This window comes from Acetobacter fabarum (assembly GCF_040702925.2).
Lineage (GTDB): Bacteria > Pseudomonadota > Alphaproteobacteria > Acetobacterales > Acetobacteraceae > Acetobacter > Acetobacter fabarum_B.
Map to the genome: position 1 here is coordinate 32,616 of NZ_JBFCXX020000002.1, position 21,335 is coordinate 53,950.

The 21,335-nt window shown below is 54.4% G+C and carries 15 protein-coding genes and 1 pseudogene; 7 read left to right on the forward strand and 9 right to left on the reverse strand.

Annotation, left to right across the window (positions count from 1 at the left end):
• Positions 1-49: 49 nt before the first annotated feature.
• The 3 genes from AB2L51_RS02555 to AB2L51_RS02565 form a co-directional block, all read right to left on the reverse strand.
• Entirely contained in the window at positions 50-1,180 is a 1,131-nt protein-coding gene (locus AB2L51_RS02555; RefSeq protein WP_395581417.1) for a glycosyltransferase, read from the reverse strand.
• A 9-nt stretch (positions 1,181-1,189) separates the two neighbouring features.
• On the reverse strand, positions 1,190-2,251 hold the full coding sequence (locus tag AB2L51_RS02560; protein WP_395581416.1) for a glycosyltransferase family 4 protein: 1,062 nt from the start codon (positions 2,249-2,251) through the stop codon (positions 1,190-1,192).
• Between the two features lie 208 nt (positions 2,252-2,459).
• Entirely contained in the window at positions 2,460-3,593 is a 1,134-nt protein-coding gene (locus AB2L51_RS02565; protein ID WP_395581415.1) for a glycosyltransferase, read from the reverse strand.
• A 423-nt stretch (positions 3,594-4,016) separates the two neighbouring features.
• Here AB2L51_RS02565 and AB2L51_RS02570 point away from each other — a divergent pair, with 423 nt between their 5' ends.
• The 6 genes and pseudogenes from AB2L51_RS02570 to AB2L51_RS02595 form a co-directional block, all read left to right on the forward strand.
• Entirely contained in the window at positions 4,017-5,360 is a 1,344-nt protein-coding gene (locus tag AB2L51_RS02570) for a lipopolysaccharide biosynthesis protein (protein WP_395581414.1), read from the forward strand.
• Positions 5,361-5,426: 66 nt separating this feature from the next.
• On the forward strand, positions 5,427-6,344 hold the full coding sequence (locus AB2L51_RS02575; protein WP_395581413.1) for a glucosamine inositolphosphorylceramide transferase family protein: 918 nt from the start codon (positions 5,427-5,429) through the stop codon (positions 6,342-6,344).
• A 500-nt stretch (positions 6,345-6,844) separates the two neighbouring features.
• Positions 6,845-10,036 carry an efflux RND transporter permease subunit gene (locus AB2L51_RS02580; protein WP_395581412.1) on the forward strand — a complete coding sequence of 1,064 codons (3,192 nt, stop codon included), beginning with the start codon at positions 6,845-6,847 and terminating at the stop codon, positions 10,034-10,036.
• Complete coding sequence (locus AB2L51_RS02585) at positions 10,036-11,241, forward strand: efflux RND transporter periplasmic adaptor subunit (RefSeq protein WP_395581411.1); 1,206 nt, start codon at positions 10,036-10,038, stop codon at positions 11,239-11,241. Before AB2L51_RS02580 ends, AB2L51_RS02585 begins: the two co-directional genes overlap by 1 nt.
• On the forward strand, positions 11,238-12,779 hold the full coding sequence (locus AB2L51_RS02590) for an efflux transporter outer membrane subunit (RefSeq protein WP_395581410.1): 1,542 nt from the start codon (positions 11,238-11,240) through the stop codon (positions 12,777-12,779). The genes AB2L51_RS02585 and AB2L51_RS02590 overlap by 4 nt, the downstream gene beginning before the upstream one ends.
• 78 nt (positions 12,780-12,857) lie before the next feature.
• Positions 12,858-13,055, forward strand: a pseudogene (locus AB2L51_RS02595) (transposase); the annotation flags it as partial.
• 162 nt (positions 13,056-13,217) lie between these two features.
• Here the strand turns inward: AB2L51_RS02595 and AB2L51_RS02600 are convergent.
• Together AB2L51_RS02600 and AB2L51_RS02605 are read right to left on the reverse strand one after the other, a co-directional pair.
• A complete protein-coding gene (locus AB2L51_RS02600) occupies positions 13,218-13,799 on the reverse strand; it encodes a suppressor of fused domain protein (protein ID WP_395581409.1) in 582 nt (193 codons plus the stop codon).
• 358 nt (positions 13,800-14,157) lie between these two features.
• Positions 14,158-16,305: a heavy metal translocating P-type ATPase gene (locus AB2L51_RS02605; protein ID WP_395581408.1), complete on the reverse strand. Its 2,148-nt coding sequence runs from the start codon at positions 16,303-16,305 to the stop codon at positions 14,158-14,160.
• 75 nt (positions 16,306-16,380) lie between these two features.
• Here AB2L51_RS02605 and AB2L51_RS02610 point away from each other — a divergent pair, with 75 nt between their 5' ends.
• Positions 16,381-16,836 (forward strand): MerR family transcriptional regulator, encoded by a 456-nt coding sequence (locus AB2L51_RS02610; protein ID WP_395581407.1) that lies wholly within the window; start codon positions 16,381-16,383, stop codon positions 16,834-16,836.
• Positions 16,837-17,260: 424 nt separating this feature from the next.
• Here AB2L51_RS02610 and AB2L51_RS02615 read toward each other — a convergent pair whose 3' ends face one another.
• The 4 genes from AB2L51_RS02615 to petA form a co-directional block, all read right to left on the reverse strand.
• On the reverse strand, positions 17,261-18,076 hold the full coding sequence (locus AB2L51_RS02615; RefSeq protein ID WP_395581406.1) for an SDR family NAD(P)-dependent oxidoreductase: 816 nt from the start codon (positions 18,074-18,076) through the stop codon (positions 17,261-17,263).
• Between the two features lie 410 nt (positions 18,077-18,486).
• A complete protein-coding gene (locus tag AB2L51_RS02620) occupies positions 18,487-19,803 on the reverse strand; it encodes an outer membrane beta-barrel protein (RefSeq protein WP_395581405.1) in 1,317 nt (438 codons plus the stop codon).
• A 210-nt stretch (positions 19,804-20,013) separates the two neighbouring features.
• Positions 20,014-20,565: a flavodoxin family protein gene (locus AB2L51_RS02625; RefSeq protein WP_395581464.1), complete on the reverse strand. Its 552-nt coding sequence runs from the start codon at positions 20,563-20,565 to the stop codon at positions 20,014-20,016.
• A gap of 131 nt (positions 20,566-20,696) precedes the next feature.
• Positions 20,697-21,335: a ubiquinol-cytochrome c reductase iron-sulfur subunit gene (gene petA, locus AB2L51_RS02630; protein ID WP_166112654.1), complete on the reverse strand. Its 639-nt coding sequence runs from the start codon at positions 21,333-21,335 to the stop codon at positions 20,697-20,699.

Consider the following 21,335-nt stretch of genomic DNA (forward strand, 5'->3'; position numbering starts at 1 on the left):
AGCGGACCCCATGCTCAAGACCGGCTAACCGGCACTGTGGCTGTGCTGCTTATACCCGATCTGCGCGCATTTTGTTTTTTACGGCTGCAATATATTTCTGCGCACCAACGTTGATCCGAAAACGAGCCACGCGCTCCCCGGTCAGGCAGGTAATATCCTGTCCGCTCCGCAAAGCCTCAACCAGACCTTTGGCCAGAGCCTTCGGGTTGTTGGGCGGCACAACCCTGCCACAAACGCCATCGTCAAAAATATCATGTACGGCTGGTGTGCAATCCGTTGTTACCACATAACGCCCGGCTTCCAGCGCTTCCAGCAGCACCGCACCATATCCTTCCCGGCGGGAAGAAAGGACAAAAATGGCGTTTTTATCCAGATACGGCCGTATGTTCTGCACATACCCTACCAGCCTGACACAGTCCTCCAGTCCATACCGGCGGATAAGCTGTTCCAGCGCGGGTCTTTCCTCGCCTTCCCCGCAAATGGTCAGTCGGGCTTGTGGCAGCGTGTGCCGCACCTGTGCAAAAGCCCTGACAAGATCATCAAATCCTTTCTGTTCTGTCAGGCGGCCTGCGGCAACAACAGAGAGTGTTGCAGGTGGGGGCGTGGGAGGAGCACTTGTTTCACCCAATGCGGGCAGAGGTATGACCAGAGTGTCTGTCCTGTGCAGAATGGCGTTGCTCTGGCGTGCGCTCAGGCTATCCATGGCGACCACAAGGTCGCTCCTGTGCAGCAGATAGCGCATACGCATGTTAAAGAGCATCTGCTTGACCTGCGAACGACCGGGTTTGTAAATAAGGGAGCTGATCTGGGAGACAAGAACAGGCCGTACAGGTAGTGGCAGACGGGCCAGTTCATGCGTAACGGGCCAGTGATAATTACCCGGAATATAGCAAAAATCCACGGGGTGTTCGGCAAAATACTGCCGTGCCTTGCGTGCGAGCTGGTACATGCTGCCATAATGACGTGCCAAAACAGGGGAAGTGCAGACCACCCTGACGCCAGCGGAAAGGAGATGGTGCATTTCCCCCTGAACGGAGGCGCAGAACACCGTTACCGAAAACCCGTTTCTGGCCCAGTAATTTGCAAGTCTGATGGCTATTCTTTCCGAACCACCGAACTTGAAATCGTGAATGATCACACCAATGCTTGACAGTTCCGCACACTCCATGTCTTTATCCATGATATATTTTCAAACTTTTAGAAAATTTCTCCATTTTTCTATAATTTTATCAGGTGAGAACTGGCGGGAGCGCATTCTGGCTGCTTCGGAAAAACTGACACGCATGGCCCGGTCACCCATCAGGTCAAGAACAGCGCTGGCAAACCCCTGCGTATCATCCTGCGTGACAAGCAAACCCGTCTCTCCTGGTACAATAATTTCAGCAGGTCCTGTTTCGCAGTCAAAGGCGACAATCGGTATTCCCGCCGCCTGTGCTTCCAGCATGACCATGGGCAGGCCTTCATACCGTGAAGTGGAAACCAGAATACCGGTGCGCGCATAAACAGCACTGACATCATTCCGGGCAGGCATGAAGTCCACCCGCGCAAGGGATTCAGCCCTGCGCCGTAATTGGTCCTGTTCGGGGCCAGAGCCTATGATCTGCAGGGTCCAGCCTGTGGCGCGCCGATCCTGTATGATTTTTTCCCAGACAGCCAGAAGTCTGTCAAATCCCTTCTGATAAGTCAGCCGACCAATGGCGACAACATGGCGTGAATCCGGGTCATAATGCACAGGCGGCAGAGCAGGCACCATGTTGGGAATACAGACCAGCCTGGCTTTTGGAGCCAGTTTTTGACGCCATAAGGTTATGTCCCTGCTGGTCAGGGTTACAATATCATCCGCCCAGCGCGATGCTATCCATCGCCCCCAGCGGCGCTTGCGCTTGCCCATGTCCACGTTGCAGTTAAAATGCTCCCAGACAACGCAGCGAATTCCGGCCAGACGACAGGCCGCAACACCGTACAGGGCATGCGTGCTTTCCACCACGACCAGAGCATCCAGCCCCAATGCACCGATCTGTCTGTAACACTGCCAGACCAGACATGCCCAGTGGCTGAGCATGGGTACATGTCTGGTAAAAAGAGAGACGGTTTGCACTCTGGGGTCCAGCCCATACGCGGCAGGACCTTGAGACCAGAGTTCGATCAGGCATACGCTTGCATGCTCGGCCAGCCCATTCATAACAGCACAGGCGGTCCGTTCCGTCCCGCCCAGACCATTGATGTGCTGAATGAGAAAGCCTACGCGCATGTCATGCCGCCCTTGTACGCCCGAACAAGCAGGCACCCGACACAGCGTTAAGGGAGCATGCAATAATTATAGCTGCATTTTATTATCATTAGTGAGCAGTTTAGACCAATCCCCTTTCTGCACGGAGCAGAAGTTCACCAGAAGGTCACATAGTCAGGACCGGCATGCCGAAAGAAGACGTATATGCGTGGCGCTGCACCAGACGGGCCTATCCGTTCTGTCCTTCAGGCTCGGATAACAGCAGGGAAAGGTAATGCTGCCCTCCATGGGCCAGATGGAAGGTGCGTACGGTTTCGGCCAGTTTTTCACATGGCGGGGGTGGCTGGGCCTGCAGGCGTATAATGGCTTTTGCCAAGGCATACGGATCCCCCACGGATACGGCCTCCCCGATCCATGGAGCCTGCATCAGGTCCTGTAACGCAGGGGTGCAGCGGGTGCTGACGATCTGCCGTCCCGCCGCCAGAGCTTCCACCAGAACCGCGCCATAGCTCTCGGCGTAAGAGGACAGGACAAACATGCGGCACATATCCAGCCACGGACGGATGGATGCGACATAACCCGCCAGCACCACGTTGTCGTGCAAATCCAGAGTGCTGATCAGACTTTCCAGCCTTGGGCGTTCGGGCCCTTCGCCACAGATGGTCAGGCGTACTGTGGGGCACTGTTTTTTTACAAGGGCAATGGCCTTGATCAGCACATCAAATCCCTTGACCGGCACCAGCCTGCCTGCGGCCAGAATATTCAGTGCCGCATTGTCTGGTACAGGCACAAGATCGTGCTCCTCCCACACAACGGGCAGAGGAATGACCTTAACCTCCCTGTCTTTCAGCACGGTTCGGGTGTCTCTGGCCAGTTCATGGCTGACAGCTACGACATGATCGCTTGCACGCAGCAAAAACCGCATGCGCAAATTATACAGCCATTGCGACAGCGGGTTACGCATCTGCCGGAAAATGGGGGAACTGACCTGAGAGACAAGCGTCGGCCTGATCTGCTCAGGCAATTGTGCCAGCCGCCGGGTAATGGGCCAATGGCCATTGCCGGGCACATAACACGCCTGCACGGGGTTGGTCCGGAAATACCGCTTTGCCGCACGGGCTGTTTTTTCGCCCAGATGTTTGTCAGGAACAGTTGTCGGGATTGATGCTGAATGCACGGTAATTTCCGGGCAAAGCAGATCGCGCATTTCGCCTTCACTGCGCCCGGCAAATACGGTTACCGGAAAGCCTAGGCCGGACCAGTAGTTGGCAAGGCCAATGGCAACACGCTCGCTTCCGCCAAGCCTGAAGTCCCTAAGAACAACACCTATTTTAAAAAGATTCCGGCTTGCAAAACGTTCCATTATCGATATCTTTGTTGTGAGATATTTCCTGAAATTTCCGCTTGGTCTCCAAAAAATAGGATTTATGAAGGTTTTGTATAGAAACAAGAGAACTTAATTTCATCTATATTCTACACAGGCCAAGCGCAATATTGTCCGATTAAATTAAATTTATTTTTAACATTCCTGCAAGATGCGTATTTCCCAGGATGAAGAAGTATATATGTGGACTATATAAAAGGTAATACCCTTTATTTTGTTAATTTTCGTTGTTTATTTAACTTGTTTATAAATAAACAATCAATAAAAATATATGTTATCTGGGTATTTTTATAACAGAATACTTTCTGTGTGGGCGGGGAGTGCGCAGGTCTGAGCCTTGTTTTCCCCCTGCCGCCAATTGGTGTAAAAGCCGGAATTCGAGCCTTTGATATGTGAGATCGCATGGACCACAGCCACCATTCTGTTTTTGTTCGTATTCTGGGGAACACAGGAATCCTGATCGGCAGCCGTGTGATCAACGCCGTATGCAGTTTTGTCTATGTCGCTTGGGCAGCCCAGACACTGGGCTTGCAGGATTTTGGCGTCATGCTGCTTGTCATCACTTTTGCCGGCATGGTGTGTGATATTACGCACCTGCAATCGTGGCAGTCTCTTCTGCATTATGGCACCAGCGATTTTGAACAAAAGCGGTTTGACCGGTTTTATGATGTGCTCGTCTTCTGCATCCGTGCGGATTTTATCAGCGGGCTGGTCGGTATGGTTGTGGGGCTGGGTGGCGTAGCCCTGCTGGGTGGTTCCTTTATGGGGTGGAGCTCGCAGGTCCAGATTGACGCCGCCTTGTGCATGCTGACCATTTTTTTCATGAATACAGGCTGGTCAACCGGCATGCTGCGTTTGTGCAACCGCTTTAAACTTGTTCCTGTCTATGAATTTTTAACAACATGTGTGCGCACAGGTGGCACGGGTATTGGCTTTGTCTGCCATTTTGGCATTGGCTACTTCCTGCTTGTCTGGTGCCTGACCCAGTTGACCATGTTTGTGTCCTGTAGCTGTGCCGGGGTGTATCTGGTCAAGAAACAGACCGGTGGCTTTCCTTCCTTCTCCCATATTATTCTGGGCAGAGCGCGCATTGCGGGCATATGGTCCTACACGGTCAGGACTAGTGTGAATCAGGTTCTGGAATCCTTTTTCTCACAAGGTGCCACGCTGCTGATCGGCGGCAGGTTGGGGGCGAGCGAGGCCGCAGTGTACAAAGTGGCGCGGCAGATCAGCAACGGACTGGCCAAACCCGCGCAGTTGATGATTCCAACACTCTACCCGGAATTCATCCGCCTGAGGGATGCGCAGGACTGGCAGGGCATACGCACTGTTATCCTCAAGATATTTGGTCTCATCATTGCATTTTCAGCACTTTCGCTTGTGCTGACGGCAACGCTCGGTAACCGCCTGTTTTCTTATATGCTGCATGATGTCTGGCCCGGCCAGCAAACCATACTTCTGCTGCTTGTCGGTGGCTCCCTGCTGGACATCTGCCTGATCCCGCTGGAACCGTTCCTTGTCATGATCGACAGGGTTTCCATTCTCCTGCGGTGGCGTATTATTGTGATGTGCCTTTATTTTCCGCTTCTTTTTGTGTTCATGGCGTTTGGCGGCATCAAGGGCGCATCGCTGGAAACCCTTCTGGCTTCACTGATGATGTTTGTGGCCTGTGCGCTTCCCGTCCTGCGCCAGCTCAACGACAAGGTCGCCCGGTCCCGGCCCGTAGGCCAGCTTCCACCCGGCTAGGCAGAGCATGCCGTCCTTTTCAGGATGGCTTCAGGATCCGACCCGACAAGAAAGGAATACGTCACCATGGGACTGCGAAAAGACATCTGGCGCGTTGGTATTGTAGACAGCCCTCTCTCTGCCATTCTTGAACGTGGCACGCTTGAGGGTCTGCCCGTTGTCTGGACCCCTCCCATGCGCAGCTTCTGCTTTCGTGCAGACCCGTTTGGCCTGTGGCGTGATGGCAGGCTGTACGTGTTTGTGGAAGACTACGACCACCGCGTGCGTGTAGGGTCCATAGACGTCTTTATCTACGATGCGGCCTTTAACCTCAAGGAGCAGCGCAAGGCGCTCCAGACACCGTGGCACCTCTCCTATCCTTATGTTTTTGAAGCCAACGGGCAGACATGGATGCTGCCAGAGGCCCACCACTCGGGCAGGCTCACGCTGTATCGGGCCATCAGCTTTCCTGATCAGTGGGAGGAGGCGGCTGTTATTCCTCTTGGTGAGGATATTGCCGTGGACGCAACCCCCTTTTTCCATGAGGGGCTGTGGTGGCTGTTTTACACACCCGCCCGACGCCCGGCAGCCCCGGTGGGCGAACTCCACCTTGCCTATGCTCCAGACCTGCTTGGTCCATGGCAGCGCCACCCGTCCAACCCCGTAAGGCTGGACAACGCAAGCACCCGCCCCGGTGGCACTCCCTGCGTTGTGGGCGGCAAGGTTATCCTGCCCGTACAGGACTGCACCCATACCTATGGCGGGGCTATTCGCCCCCTTGTTTTTGATGAACTGACCACGCAAAAGGTGAGAACCCATGCCGGTCCGGCCATCCGCAGGCCCGCAGGTTATGCCCCCTATACCGAGGGCATGCATACGCTTGCAGCCGCAGGAAACGTGACGCTGATTGATGTTAAATACACCAACCTGTCACTTTACGGGCTGGGGTTGCAGGCATGGCGCGAAGTTAAAAAACTGCTCCACAAGATACCGCCACGGGCCTGAGTGGCCTGTGACCCCAGTGGCCCGTCCAGAAGCGGTATAGATGGCCAATCTGCACGGAGCCGCGTGTCATGCTCATTTATGATGCCGTGTGCATCAGGCTTGTGAAGAATGCCGAACAGCCGTGGCCGGGTCATCCCATTTACTCAGGGTTTAGGCAGGGCTTCTTGGTACCCTGATGGGCATGGCCGTATTCCGGCGATATGGCGGTCTGCCTGCTTCAGGGGGCTTGGGGTCAAATGCCGGATTGTTGACGAGGTGGGAGCAGGTTCCCGGTTGGTCATCAGGCCTGTCAGGTGTGCTGTCCTGTTTCCGGTTTTATGGAATCAGGAAATACTGATATATTTCATAGGTATTTCTAAAATTATTCCCTCAATACTAAAATAATATATACATATTAATTTTGTTTTTATATCAATAAAATTTTTTCTAACAGATTTTTGAATAAAAAATTCCTAGCTTCAGGCTAATCCCGACCACAATCCATCGAGAACTGGGAACGCATGAATGCTATCGTCATAACCGCATTGAAACGACCCTATACTTTTGTGGTCCTTTCTCTGCTCATTCTCGCATTTGGCGTCATGTCCGTACTGCGTGCGCCAACCGACGTGTTTCCCAACATCAAGCTGCCTGTTGTGTCTGTTGTGTGGACATATGGTGGCATGCTGCCAGAGGAGTTTGCCGGACGCATAACCTATAATTACGAACTGGCCGTGACCTCCACCGTGGAGGGCATAGAACACATGGAGAGCAGTTCGTATTACGGGCGCAGTATCGTCAATATCTACTTCCAGCCCGGAACGGATATTGGTGAGGCGGAAGCCGAAGTTACGGCTATTTCCCAGACAGTTATCAAACAGCTGCCAGACAATATTCCCGCCCCCATGGTCATGCGGCTGGATGCATCCTCGGTGCCGGTTCTGGCCTTGCAGGTCACATCGGACAAGCAGACCCCTTCAGACCTGTTCAAGATCGCAATGACGCGCATCCGCCCCATTCTTGTTACCGTGCCGGGCTCGGTTCTGCCGCAGGCTTACGGGGGGATGGACAGCTTTATCATGGTTGCGCTCAACCAGACGCAGCTTCAGGCACACCATCTTTCCGCCATGGATGTGCAGAACGCCCTGCGCAGGCAGAACATTGTTCTCCCTGCCGGGGATCAGAAAATAGACCGCACGGACTGGATGGTTCAGACCAACGCCACCCCGCGCTCCATGCAGGAACTGGGGGATATTCCCGTCAAGCGCGTGGGGAATTCGGTCATTTATGTGCATGACGTCGCCAACGTGTACCGTGGTGGCCACCCGCAGACCAACCTCGTGCTTGTAAAGGGCAAGCAGGGTGTTGAGGTCATTGTCATGAAAAGTGGTGATGCCTCAACGCTGGATGTCGTTTCCAGAACCAAGGAGCTGTTGCCGCGTATCCAGCAGCTTGTGCCGCCGGATGTGCATATTTCGGTCCTGAGCGATGCATCGGTTTTTGTGAAGGACGCCATCCGTGACGTCGTGCGCGAAATGCTGACAGCCGCGGTGCTGACTGGTCTGGTGGTGCTGTTATTCCTTGGCTCGTGGCGCTCCACCATTATTATCGCCACGTCCATTCCCCTGTGCATTCTGGCGGCCATTATCTGCCTGCTCTGGGCTGGCCAGACCATTAACGTGATGACACTGGGTGGCCTTGCTCTGGCGGTGGGTATTCTGGTGGACGATGCGACCGTCATGATCGAGAATATCGATACCCATCTGGAAATGGGCAAGGACCTGGAAACGGCGATTATCGATGCCGCCAACCAGATCGTTATTCCCACACTGGTTGCCACCTTGTGCATCTGCATTGTGTGGACCCCGCTGTTCCGCCTGAGTGGTGTTGCGGGGTGGCTGTTCATGCCCATGGCCGAGGCCATTGTTTTTGCCATGCTGGCCTCGTTCATCCTGTCGCGCACACTGGTGCCGACCATGGCCAAATATCTGCTGGCAGGGCAGGTGCATCCCGGTTTGCATGGGGATGAACATGAAGCTTTGCCCAAGGGTGTTTTTGGCCGGTTCCAGAACAGGTTTGAGCACGCTTTCCATGCCTTCAAGCTTCGTTACGGGCGGGTGCTGGAGCGTGTGGTAACCCGGCGTTACAGGTTTGTGGCGGTGTTCTTGGGCATGTCTGTTCTCTCCCTCGCCCTGTTTGCGGTGGTGGGGCAGGACTTCTTCCCCGAGGTCAAATCCGGTGCGTTGCAGATGCATATGCGCGTGCCCCTTGGCACCCGGATTGAAACCACAGGGCGCATAGCCAGTCTGGTGGATGACCGTATCGAGCAGCTTCTACCCGGTCAGGTGGAGGGGATCATCAACAACTGCGGTCTGCCGGAAGGCCCGCATAATCAGGCGTTCATTCCAACACCCACAATCGGTACGCAGGATTGCGATCTGAGCATCACGCTCAAGAACGAGCTTTCCCCCGTATGGGATGACCGCGCCCTGCTGCGGCGTGCGCTTTCGGCCAGTTTTCCCGGCACGGTCTTTACATTCCAGCCTGCGGACCTGACGGAAAAAATCCTTAACTTTGGTTCCCCCGCCCCGCTCGATATTCAGATATCAGGTCCGAATATCCGGGATAACTACCGCTATGCCCGCCTGCTGGTGAACCGCCTGCGGCACATACCGGGTGCGGTGGATACGGTAATCCAGCAGACCATGGCCACGCCAACACTGTTTGTGCAGGGGAACCGCACATTTGGTCAGGCCACAGGCATGACCGAAGGGGATATTGCCAGTAACGAACTCATGACTCTCTCGGGTAGTCAGACAGTCGACCCGCAATACTGGCTTGACCCCAAAACCGGCATTACCTTCCCGCTCAATGTCTATGTCTCTCAGGACCAGCTCACACATTACAACAACCTGCTGACGATCCCGGTTGATAAGGGGGATGACGACCCGGAAGGCAAGGATATGCAGTTGCTGGGTAGCATCAGCACCATCACGGCCATCGGCACGCCGGGGCAGGTGTCTCATTATAACTCCATGCCTGATATTGATATTTACGTTTCCACCGAGTTTACGGACCTCGGGTCTGTCCTGAGCCAGGTCAAGCAGGAAATCGCCGCAACACAAAGCGATCTGCCACGTGGTGTGGCGGTGGACATCCGCGGGCAGGCCACCACCATGCATGGCGCTTATGTGGAGCTTATTGCCGGTCTTGTTGTGTCGGTCCTGCTGATTTACATGCTGATTGTGATCAACTTCCAGTCCTGGATTGATCCTTTCATTATCATCTCGGCATTGCCGGGGGCTCTGGCGGGCATTGCGTGGAGCCTGTTCCTGACCCATACGCGCCTTTCCGTGCCTGCGCTAACAGGTGCGATCATGTGCATGGGAACAGCCACGGCCAATTCCATTCTGGTCGTGTCCTTCGCCAAGGAACGCTTTGCCATGCACGGCAGCGCCGCGACCGCAGCGATTGAAGCCGGTATTGGCCGTATCCGCCCGGTTATTATGACGGCTTCGGCCATGATTATCGGCATGGTGCCAATGGCCATCAGTAATTCCCAGAATGCGCCACTGGGCAAGGCGGTTATTGGCGGGCTGGTTGTGGCTACGGTTTCCACCCTGCTTTTTGTCCCCTGTGTTTATGCAATTTTCCACCATCGTCCGGCCCGGCCATCCAGCACGGATGCCGCTAACCAGCAGGAGACTGTCTGATGTTTGTTGCTAGCAAAGGCAGAATTGTCATTATTTTCTTCGCGGCTGTCATGGTGGCGGATATTGCGTATCTGCTGGTCCAGCGCGCCCATAATACCGTGCGCATCCAGCAGGATGCAGCCTACGACCGGGTGCCCGATGTTGCGCTGGTCAAACCCACGCCCGCACCACCAACAGTGACCATGTCTTTACCGGGTACAATCAGCGCATGGTACGAAGCGCCCATATATGCGCAGGTCTCCGGCTATGTGAAAATGTGGTACCGTGATTACGGCGCAGTCGTCAAAAAGGGTGATCTGCTGGCCGAAATCAATACGCCCCGGCTGGATGCGGAATATGCACAGGCGCAGGCGGACCTGAAGGTGGCGCAGACCAAATACGGCCTTGCCGCCATAACCGCCACACGCTGGCGGGCCATGGGTCAGTCGCAGGCTGTATCTGGCCAGTCTGTTTCCGTGCAGAACGCCAATGAACAGTCCGCCAAGGCAGAACTGGAAGCTGCCGAACACAAGGTGGCCCAGTATCAGGCCATGATCCACTTCAAGAGCATTGAAGCACCGTTTGATGGCGTGGTCATCGCGCGCAACATCAACGTGGGTGACTATGTGGGGGCCGGGAGCGGCAGCATGAACGCAAACGGCACAGCCAGTGAACTGTTTACCGTGGCGGACACCCATGCCATGCGCCTGTTTGTATCCGTGCCGGAAACATTTTCCTCCATTCTCCAGCCCGGACTGGTGGCGAAGGTTTCCGTTCCACAGTTCCCCAATACCGTGTTCGAAGCAAAGTTCCTGACGATTGCCAAAGGTTTTGACCCCAATACCCGTACGGTCATTACGGAGTTTTCAATCGACAATGCGGGGCAGAAACTATGGCCTGGCAGTTTTGCTTCCGTCACCCTGACAGCTCCGGCCCGCAAGGGGGTTTATACCATTCCCACCGGCGCACTGGTGTTTCAGGAGCACGGTATGCAGGTTGCCACGGTCAATGCGCAGCAGATTACGCATTACCAGAACATAACCGTGGGTCGCATGTCGGATGCCTATACGGAGGTCAGTGCCGGTCTTGCCCCCGATGACCGGATTATCAACAACCCGCCCGCCGATCTGATGGAGGGGGGAAAGGTCAGGCCTGTGGAACCGGCGCAGGGCTACCTCAGTACACCCGGCGCAATGGCAGAAACAAAGGGGGATGATGACGAATGAAACATATCTCTGCATATTTTCGTCCCCTGCCTGTGCGTGCTCTGGCGGCGCGGGCTGGCCTTCTGCTCTCCCTGAGTGCGCTGAGTGCGTGCGATCTGGCCCCCCGTTACGCGCCGCCACATTATGTTGTGCCAGCTTCCTGGCACGGGCAGGGGCCTTTTAAGGATGCGGCCCCCAGCACCGTGGCGCTGAAACCGGACTGGTGGACCCTGTTTGATGATACCGTACTCAACGGGCTTGAGCAGGAGGCACTGGCCAACAATGCTGACCTTCAGGCTGCTGCGGAACGTTTTTCGCAATCCCGCGCGATTGTCATGGAAGCGCGCTCTGACCTTTTGCCGCATTTTGGCATGGCGTTTGGCTCAAGTGACAACAAAAGCTCGGCAGACAGGCTGTTCCGCTATAAAGGCCCCATCACAGCGACGGATGAGTTCTATTCCGGCCTTGCAAGCTGGGAGCCGGATATCTGGTCTGGTATTCGTAACCGGGTAAGGGTGCAGAAATACTACGCTCAGGAACAGGCGGCAGACTATGCCGCCGCGCGGCTCAGCCTGCAGGCGGAACTGGCAACCGATTATTTTGCCCTGCGGGGGCTGGATGCCCAGCACGCCATTTATACCCAGTCCATTGCTTATTATCAGCAGGCGTTACACGTTACCCAGACACGACTGGATAACCAGAACGCCACCGGCATTGATGTTGCCCGCGCGCAGAACCAGCTTTACATGACACAGGCCCGCCTGCTGGATGTGCAGGCTCAGCGGGACGTGCTGGAACACGGTATTGCCGTGCTGGTGAATGAGCAGCCATCCACTTTTCATATCCAGCCGGTGGATGATCTGAGTCATGCAGAACCCGGTATTCCTGCGGGTCTGCCGTCTGACCTGCTGGAACGCAGGCCCGATATTGCCGCGTCGGAAAGGCGTATGGCACAGGCAAACCGGGCTATTGGTATTGCCCGTGCGGCGTTTTATCCGCATGTGTTTTTTAGCGCCAATGGCGGATTTGATTCCAATGGCTTCAATCTGGCCAATCTGGCCAACAGTATGTGGTCTTACGGGGCGTCGGTTTCCATGCCTCTGTTTGAGGGCGGGTTGCGCCGTGCCCAGTTGCAGCATTCCTGGTCCATCTACCGCGAAACGCTGGATCATTACCGCATGACCGTGCTCTCCGCCTTTGCGGATGTAGAGAACGGGTTTTCCATGACCAACCGTCTGCGGGCAGAAACAGAGCGTCTGGGACAGGCAGTAGGAACGGCGGAAAAAGCCCAGACCCTGACCATGACTTTGTATAAAGGTGGTGCTGATAATTATCTTGATGCGTTGATTGCTCAGGTCAATACGCTGGATGCACGGATTGACCGGGTGCAGGTTCAGGCCCGCGCCTTGCAAAGCACAGTCGGGCTGATCCGGGCTCTGGGTGGAGGCTGGCGGCAGAAAGACCTCCCCACGCCGGATGACACGATGACATTTGGTGTGATGCAGTATTCAGGCCTGCAAACACCATCGGATACGCTTCAGCAGCTTAATAAAAACTAAAACTTGTGTTATAACCTATTAATTTATTGAACTGAGCGAGCGGTTGTCACTCACAGGCTTACCGATGGAGGGAAGACTGTGAGTGCCATATTTTCCCTGTTTGAGCGCCAGATGGAACGGATCAGACCCTCTTTCCTTCTGGCGCATGGCGTTTCCCGTGTGGATGACCGGCGTGTTCTGAACGGGATCGTATATGTGATGCGTAACGGTCTTCAGTGGAAAGACGCCCCGAAAGCCTATGGTCCATACAAGACTTTGTATAATCGCTTCATCCAGCAGGGCTATAATCTCCCTATAAAAAGAGTGGATTTATTTTTTAAGGTTCACAGGAAGAAGCCGCATCTCAATGCCTATTCCACGACATATCCAGAGTGTTAACGTCGGAAAGTCCGTTATCCGGTCGCGGCTCTTCGATACCCCCGAACCACTAATTCCATATCATTTTCGGAATGGATTATGTAAATCAGTGTTATTATTATCCCAATAATCTTCTAAATATTCCCACCCTTTATTTTCAATAATATCTTTGTCTGAAATTGTTATCGGAACAACCCAAATTGTCAAAATTCCAATTTTTTCCATATTAATATCAAACTCTTCACTTCTATAGGCTGGTAATGTAAAATATATTCCACATGTATTATCATTCGGCCATATATGGTCTCTTTGATCAGGAAATAAAATGAAATTTCCTCTTTTTGGAAAAGGGATATGCCCCTCTATGAGCATTGAAACATAATAGTCCATCATGGATGCTGCATTTTCTGACGCCAATGCGCCATCAAACTCCATAAACCACTCAGCTTTTTGGGTATTGAAAATATTTAAATTACTCAACCCTAAGGTGCTTATGAACTGGATATCGCATTTTTTGTAATCAACTATCTGGACCTTATTATTTACATAATTTGTCATAGATCTTCTAATTTCACCAAATTCTTCTTCAAAAGAAAATGGGAGTTTATTTTTCAAGAATTTTGTCATTATTCCCCCATCTGCGATTGCAGCTTGGATACTCAAGACTTACTCATTCCCTGATAATGATCAATTATATCTTTTCGTTTGGAATTATAACCAAATTTCCTACCAGGCTCATGGATATGAGCGGCAGGATGTGAATCAGACATCCTTGATGAGACTGAAGATGAGTGACCTGTCTTGGCTGACGGACGAGCGATGGACCGTCCGAAGCCCTTTTTCCCGCAGAGCCGTGATATACCTCGGGTTGATGATCGTCGTGTGTGGTGGGGAGCTTTGCTGCATGTGCAGGCAGAGAACAAGGTCTGGCTGACTTTGTTCTCTGCCAATGCTGGCCCCGGTCTTTTGCTACCAGAGCACCAGAGCACCGGAGCACCAGAGGGCAGGGGGCTGGGCTGTCTTAAACCTTTTGTGCAAGCCCTGCGGGGTTTGTGCGTAAAAGCCGCAGGGCGTTCAGGGTTACAAGAACAGTGGCACCGGTATCCGCCATAATGGCCAGCCACAGGCCTGTCATGCCGATAATGGTCGTTACCAGAAAAATCCCTTTCAGGCCGAGTGCGATGGACACATTCTGCCGGATATTGCCCATGGTGGAACGGGCAAGGCGAATAAGGGCGGGAATGTCTGTAATACGGTTGCGCAGGATGGCGGCGTCTGCGGTTTCCAGCGCAACGTCTGTTCCCGATCCTATGGCAACACCAACGGTTGCCTGTTTAAGGGCTGGTGCATCGTTAATGCCGTCCCCCACCATCATGACCGGGCCACGCGCTGTCAGTTCACGGATGGTCTGCTGTTTCTGCTCTGGCAGAAGCTCGGCCTTGTATTCCGTGCGCAACAGGCCCGCAATGGCCGCGGCCGTGCGCTGGTTATCCCCTGTCAGGATAATGGGCGTAACCCCAAGGCTGCGGAGTTGCCGTATTGTTTCCTGCGCATCCTGCCTTGGCTCGTCCCGCAATCCGATCAGTGCCAGAGCCGTGCTGGTATAAAGGACAACAACCGTTTTGCCTTCACTTTCCAGAGCAGTAGCCTGTGCCGCGGCTGGGCTGGATAACGCACCATCCTGCATTGCGTGCCGGGGGCTGGCGACAGTCACGATCTGCCCGTCAGACACGGCAGACACACCCTTGCCCGGAATAGCGCGGCTATCCTGCACAGGTGGCAGAACCATGGCCTCCGCTTTGCGTACAATGGCCTGAGCCAGTGGGTGGTTCGAGGCTTTTTCAACTGCCGCGGCAAGAACAAGGGCTTCGGCAGCAGGGTATCCATCCAGACAGAGAATATCCGTTACCTCGGGCTGCCCCATGGTCAGGGTGCCTGTTTTATCCAGTGCGACCGTTCTGATTGCCGCCGTGGCTTCAATAACGGCACCCCCCTTCATAAGCAGGCCATGCCGCGCCCCAGCGTATAGAGCCGATGCAATGGCGGCAGGGACCGAGATAACCAGAGCGCACGGGCACCCAATAAGCAGCAGGGACAGGCCACGATAGACCCAGACCGACCACGCCTGCCCAAAAAGCAGGGGCGGGATAGCCACAACCAGTGCGGACAGAACCACAATGGCGGGCATGTACCAACGGCTGAAGCGGTCAATAAACCGCTGTGTTGGTGCGCGTGAGTCTTCAGCCTGCTCAACCAGCCGGATAATCCGGGCAATGGTATTATCTGCCGCGGCACGTGTTACCTGTACCCGCAGGGCTGTTTCGTTATTAATAGCCCCCGCAAATACCGGGTCACCCGGTCCGCGTGTTACGGGCATGCTCTCACCTGTTACGGGACTTTCATCAACACCGCCCGTGCCGGAGATGATTTTACCATCCGCAGGAATACGGTCCCCCGGCCGCACGATAACAACATCGCCGGGCACAAGCTCTGCTGCTGCGACTTCTTCCATCATGTCGTTTTTTTCGCGCAGCGCCGTTTTGGGCACCAGAGTGCTTAATGCCCGAATGCCATCGCGCGCATGGCTTACAGCAACACCTTCAAGCAGTTCGCCCACCGCAAACAGGAAGACAACCAGAGCCGCTTCCTGTGCTGCGCCAATAAACAGCGCGCCGGTTGCGGCAATGGTCATCAGCGCTTCAATGGAAAAAGGCTGCCCTGCACGGATGGCGGCAAAAGCCCGTAAGGCAATGGGGATAAGGCCCGTAAGGCACGCCACAATAAATGGCCAGTTCCCAGAAGCTGGCAGCAAAAAGGCCAGCCCCCATGCAACAGAGAGCAGGGCTGCGGTGAGCAGAACCAGATGCCCTTTTCCTGTCCGGTACCAAGGGGCGTCGGCTTGTGCCGCGTGCTCGTCAGCCCCTGTGTGCGGGGTAGGTACGCTGCCTGCCTGTGCAATGGCCTCAATGCCAAAGCCAAGGCTTTTTACCCGGCTTTCAATATCCGCCGGGAGCGTGGCGTGCGCTGTTGCCGTAACCCGGAGTTTTCGGGACATGACAGATATTTCAACTGCTTCAATGCCGGGTAACTGGCCTACGGCTCCTTTTATTTTTGCAGCGCAGGACGGGCAGTCCATCCCTGTTACGAGCCACTCATGTGTATCCGGCATTCTATTCTCCTGTCCCAATGAGAGAGAATAAGATAATTACATCCTCTAGTAACTAGAGGTTCAAGAGGATTCTGCATGTTGAGTATCGGAAAGCTGTCTGGGCTGACTGGTGTGAAAGTGCCAACCATCCGGTATTACGAGCAGATCGGACTGCTCCCCAAGCCGGAACGGAATGAAGGCGGGCAGAGGATATACGATAACACCAGCCGCGAACGCCTGAATTTTATCCGCCATGCGCGCGAACTGGGGTTTCCGCTGGACGATATCCGGGAGCTGCTGGCCCTGTCGGATGACCCTGACCAGAGTTGTGAGGCCATTGACGCCCTGGCAAAGCGCCAGCTTGCGGAGGTGGAGCACCGCCTTGTCCGGCTGAACGCCCTGCACAAGGAACTTGAGCGCATGATAGCGCAATGCACCTGTGGCACTGTACAGACATGCCGGGTTATTCAGGTTCTGGGCGACCATGGTCTATGCGAGGCAGAGCATCAGAAGATGACGTCTCATGACATTGAGCGGGAATGTCTCACATAGCGGGTTCGCCAAACGCTCTCCTGCAGGTATTTTCGTGCGATACAAACATTCGGCTGGATTATGGCCTGATGAACCGGCCTTTATCATGAAGCAGGCATTTCTGGATTGAGCGTTTGGGAAAAAGACGGAGCAACCCGTCATGTTCCTCTGCTTAGGAGCGTCTCGTCCGCTCTTTCCTCAGGCAGACGCATGGAGCGGCTTACGGCCGGTAATGTTACGCCGTGTCATGTTGTTGCCGTTACTGCGGCAGCAATATCAGAAGTTACATGGCTGTAGCGGGGGATCAGGGGAGAGAGCGCGTATAATAGCTGACTCTGCTGCATTGGGTAATGAAGGGTCACACGGATACAATCATTCCTGTGGCCTGCCTGACCTGTCTCTGAGGGAGAGGTATCGTGCCAAAGGGGGAGACGGGCTGTGCTTATTAAGTGTTCCGGTCACTTTTTCTGTAATGTGCGCGGCGGGATTTGGCCCATGCCGTCATCAGTGGCAGGCAGAGACGCAGGAAAGCAGGTGACCACAGGAAAACACTGCAAAACAGGCGGTCAAAGCTGGATGGGAAGTTTTCTACATGGTTCCGTACATGGGAGGAAAGAATCCATGTGGCTATCGCTTCCGGCTCCTGTGGAGCGGACATGAAGTTCAGGACCGATCCGCCATGCTCCATTTCTGTTGCCAGCATGGGCGTATTCACGCTGCCCGGAAAGACGGAAGAGACCCGAATATGGCGTGGTTTGAGTTCCTGCTCCAGTGCCAGAGCAAAGCCGCGCAGGCCGAACTTGGAGGCAGTATAGACGCTGCTTCCCGCCAGAGGGAAAATGCCCGCCATGGAGTTGGCGTAAATAATATGGGAGTCTTTTGCCATTGTCGGCAGAATGGCGTTGGTCAGCAACATAACGCCGAGCAGATTGGTCTGGATCTGCTCAATAACCGGGGCATGTTCCAGAGTTGCGACCGGCTGCGGAGAAATAACCCCGGCGCAGAATATAAAGAGGTCAATGCTGGCGCAGGTCTGCCCGATTGTACGGGCGGTTTCATGAATGGACTGTGAATCGGACAGGTCGCATGCCAGCATGCAGTCAACATAAGATGTCTCTGCTGCTGGAGCCTGCTGGCGTGACAGGCCAATGACCCGGTATCCCCGCTGGCGCAACTGATGGCACAAAGCACGCCCGATGCCACCGGACGCACCGCTGACGACAGCTACTTTCTGACGAGTTTCCCTGCTTTTTTCAAACAAACCAATTGCCTATCTCAACAATTCCCAATTTGACATATATGCGGACAGGCCATGGTGATGCCGTCAGCAATTACGTTTTTCGTGTAACATACCTTCTCAGCCTTGTCTTCCTTGATCGACGTTACGTTAATCCGGTACAGATTAGAATAACGCAGGCTTCTCTCTCATAGGTGTGACAGAGTTAAGACTTAAAGAGCCTTTACCTCAAATACTATAAAGTTTTTGAGTGCAAAGTGGCGATTATTTTTTAATTCTTTAATATTGGGTAAGTTATCAAGGCAGATGCCAGATGCGCAGCCTATGGGCCGGGCTTAGGGTAATCACGACTGCTTCATGTGGAGGGGCAGGGTAAAATCAGGCAGGCATGCCTGCTTCTCTCATGGAGAGCGGGCATGCCTGTGATGTATTGCTTAAAAGCCGATAACCGCGTCGCCACCAAAGGTGAACATGCCGTCGTTGCGGCCACCGTTAAAGGGTGAGGTGGTGTTGAGCGCACGGTCAAACCGGATTTCAGGACGAAGCTGGAAGATACGGATGTGGTTGCCCAGATCGGGGCGGTAAGCAACGTTGAGCGAGAGATCGCCATAGGTAGTACCATGCCCGCCCGGGCCGGTCATTGTGCTGTAGGGGCGTCCTGCGATGGCATTCATGTAAGAATTGTTGGTGGTAAAGGTCGCAACCATTAGGTTGTTGTTGTCGCGGTAGATTTCACCACGATAGTTGAAGGTGAAGTCCTTGTTGATCTTGTAGCTGAGGAAGCTGACAAAGCTCTCGGCATCCGCACCGCGGAACTGACCATCGGGGCGAGCGCCGTGCAGGCCTTCGTCATGCAGGTAGTTGAATTCCGCGGTCAGGCTCAGCTTGTCGTTAACCTGATAGGTCGCGTTAATATCGTTCCAGAAGCGCTGTGCGTGGTCTGCCTCGTAATGACCAACGCTCTTCCATGAATTTTCAGGCCCTACGCGGCTGAGTTCCACAATACGGAGCTTGCCGCCGAGCAGATTGTTCAGGTTGAAGCCAAAATATCCGGCGGGGCGGCTGTTGTTGTCCGATGCGCCAAAGCTTGTCTGGTTCCCCGTATCAATCCCGAAAGTGACGTCCAGAATGGGTGTAACATGCCAGTTGAACATGGCGCCAATATGCTGGAACGGAACGGAATATTCAGACGTATAAGCCAGCGTGTAGAATGCGCGGGAGGCGGGGTCCAGCCCTTCCACACCCATGGGGGCCTGTAGAATACCGGCCTGCATATCCAGCCCGCCAGAGGTCAGCCACGGCAGATGTACGTCCACGTGGGCCTGTGCGGGAATAAGCTGGTAGCGGGCCTTCCATTCCTGATCGGATACGCCAACCAGATGGTAGTAGCGGGCGTCCGAGCCATAAAGACCTTCAAGCGTAAAGCCGACCTGATAGGTGTTTTTGCTGGCATCAATGGCTTTGGAGAGCGTGAACTCCGCCTGATTCAGCTGGACCTGATTGGCATGGTCGGCCAGAAAGTCGCCAAAGTTGTAGCCGGGGTTGGGGCGGGCCGGGTTGGCCATGATGCCGCCTTCAATCTGACCAATGAGGGTCACGTCCGACAGCCAGTGTGACAGGTCGGAACCGCTGCTTGAAAAAGCTGAAAAAGGGTGAACCTGCGCCTTTGCTGATTTAAGGGGAACCGCTACCAGAACCGAAGCAACGCTCAGGGCAACGGCAAGGCCTGATTTTTTTCCGGACAGATTCATTACTCATTTTCCCGCACTTTATATTGTATTTATATGTGCTGCAAAGGTGGTTGACTGCTCCGATAATTAACATTCCGATTTCACAATGAAACGGCAAAAACGACCGGCGGGTATCACACTTTCGTGATACCCGCTGACCATGTGATTTTTATCTATATTTTTTAATAATAAGCAGGACATGCGCAATTTTATGTCGTATAATGAGGTTTTTCATGCAAATTGTTCTGTAATTTCGGCAATACGCGTGCCAAATGCTGTCGCCGTGTCCAGCCCGCCTTGCGGAATTTCGTCCACACTGGCGTCAGACGGGCTTTGTACCAGCAGGCCGGTGGAACCGCCCAGAGCGTTCAGGTCCGTGTTTTTGGCCTCTTTTGTATTGGAAGGCAGCATGCCAAGGCTGATCCATATGCCACCATGCTGGCCTGCAAGGGTTTGCAGCCATGCCAGTGTCAGGCCCTTGTCGCCCGCCGGGCTTGCGCTGTTGGTAAAGCCTGCGAACAGCTTGTTCTGCCAGCCGCGCATGAACCAGATTTTGGATGTGGCATCGGCGAATTTCTTAAACTGCCAGCTTGCATTGCCCATATAGGTTGGTGCGCCAAAGACAATGGTTTTGGCTTCGGCCAGCTTGTCCCATGCGCTTTCGGGCAGGTCCCCATTGTCATCAATGGCAATCAGCTCGGCTTTGGCGCCGCGCGCAAGGTATTCGGCCACTTTGCGGGTGTGGCCATAACCTGAGTGATAAACAACAACAATCCCTGACATATCAGCAACTCCCTGTGGGCCGGGCTGGAGCAGACCGGCTTTGAACAGGTCGAGCATGGCGCAGTCCGCTACGGCTGATAAGTTGCCTTTGGGCAAAAGTATCTCACATCAGGGGTGTGAGATTTGCAGGGTCAGATCTGCTCTATGGTGGAAAAGTCGAAACTTTCCCCTTTGGGGTTTTCCCCTAGCCGGATGACGGTGGCGGAGGGCATGACATAAGGTGGTACGGGCAGGTTGTAGGGAGCCGGTGCGCCTTTTTGCACCCGCCCCGCCAGATCAAACTTGGAGCCATGGCAGGGGCAGCCGTACCCGCCAGATGCTTCCGGCCCGGAACCCTGTGGAGGAGTGTAGGTAGGTACGCAGCCCAGATGCGTGCAGATGCCCACATAAACCCCATATTCGGGCACAATGGAGCGGTGCCAGTTACGGGCATAGCCGGGCTGCTGGTTGGCGGTGGAGCTGGCATCCTTGAGCAAGGCACTCAATTCCGCATTCTGCAGGCTTGCCAGTTCTTCTGGTGTGCGGCGGATAATAAAGATGGGCTTGCCCTGCCATACGGCGACCATCTGCTGGCCGGGGGCCAGATGGGCAATATCCACATCAACCGGCAGGTGTGCGGCGGCGCTGTCCTGCGGTTGCAGGCTTTCCACAAACGGAATGGCGCAGGCCGCAAGGCCTGTGACCGTGCCAGCTGTGGTGACCATGCCCAGAAAGTCACGGCGGCCGGGAGCCTGTTCGGGAGCTGGGGTGGTGTCAGTCTCGCGTGTCAT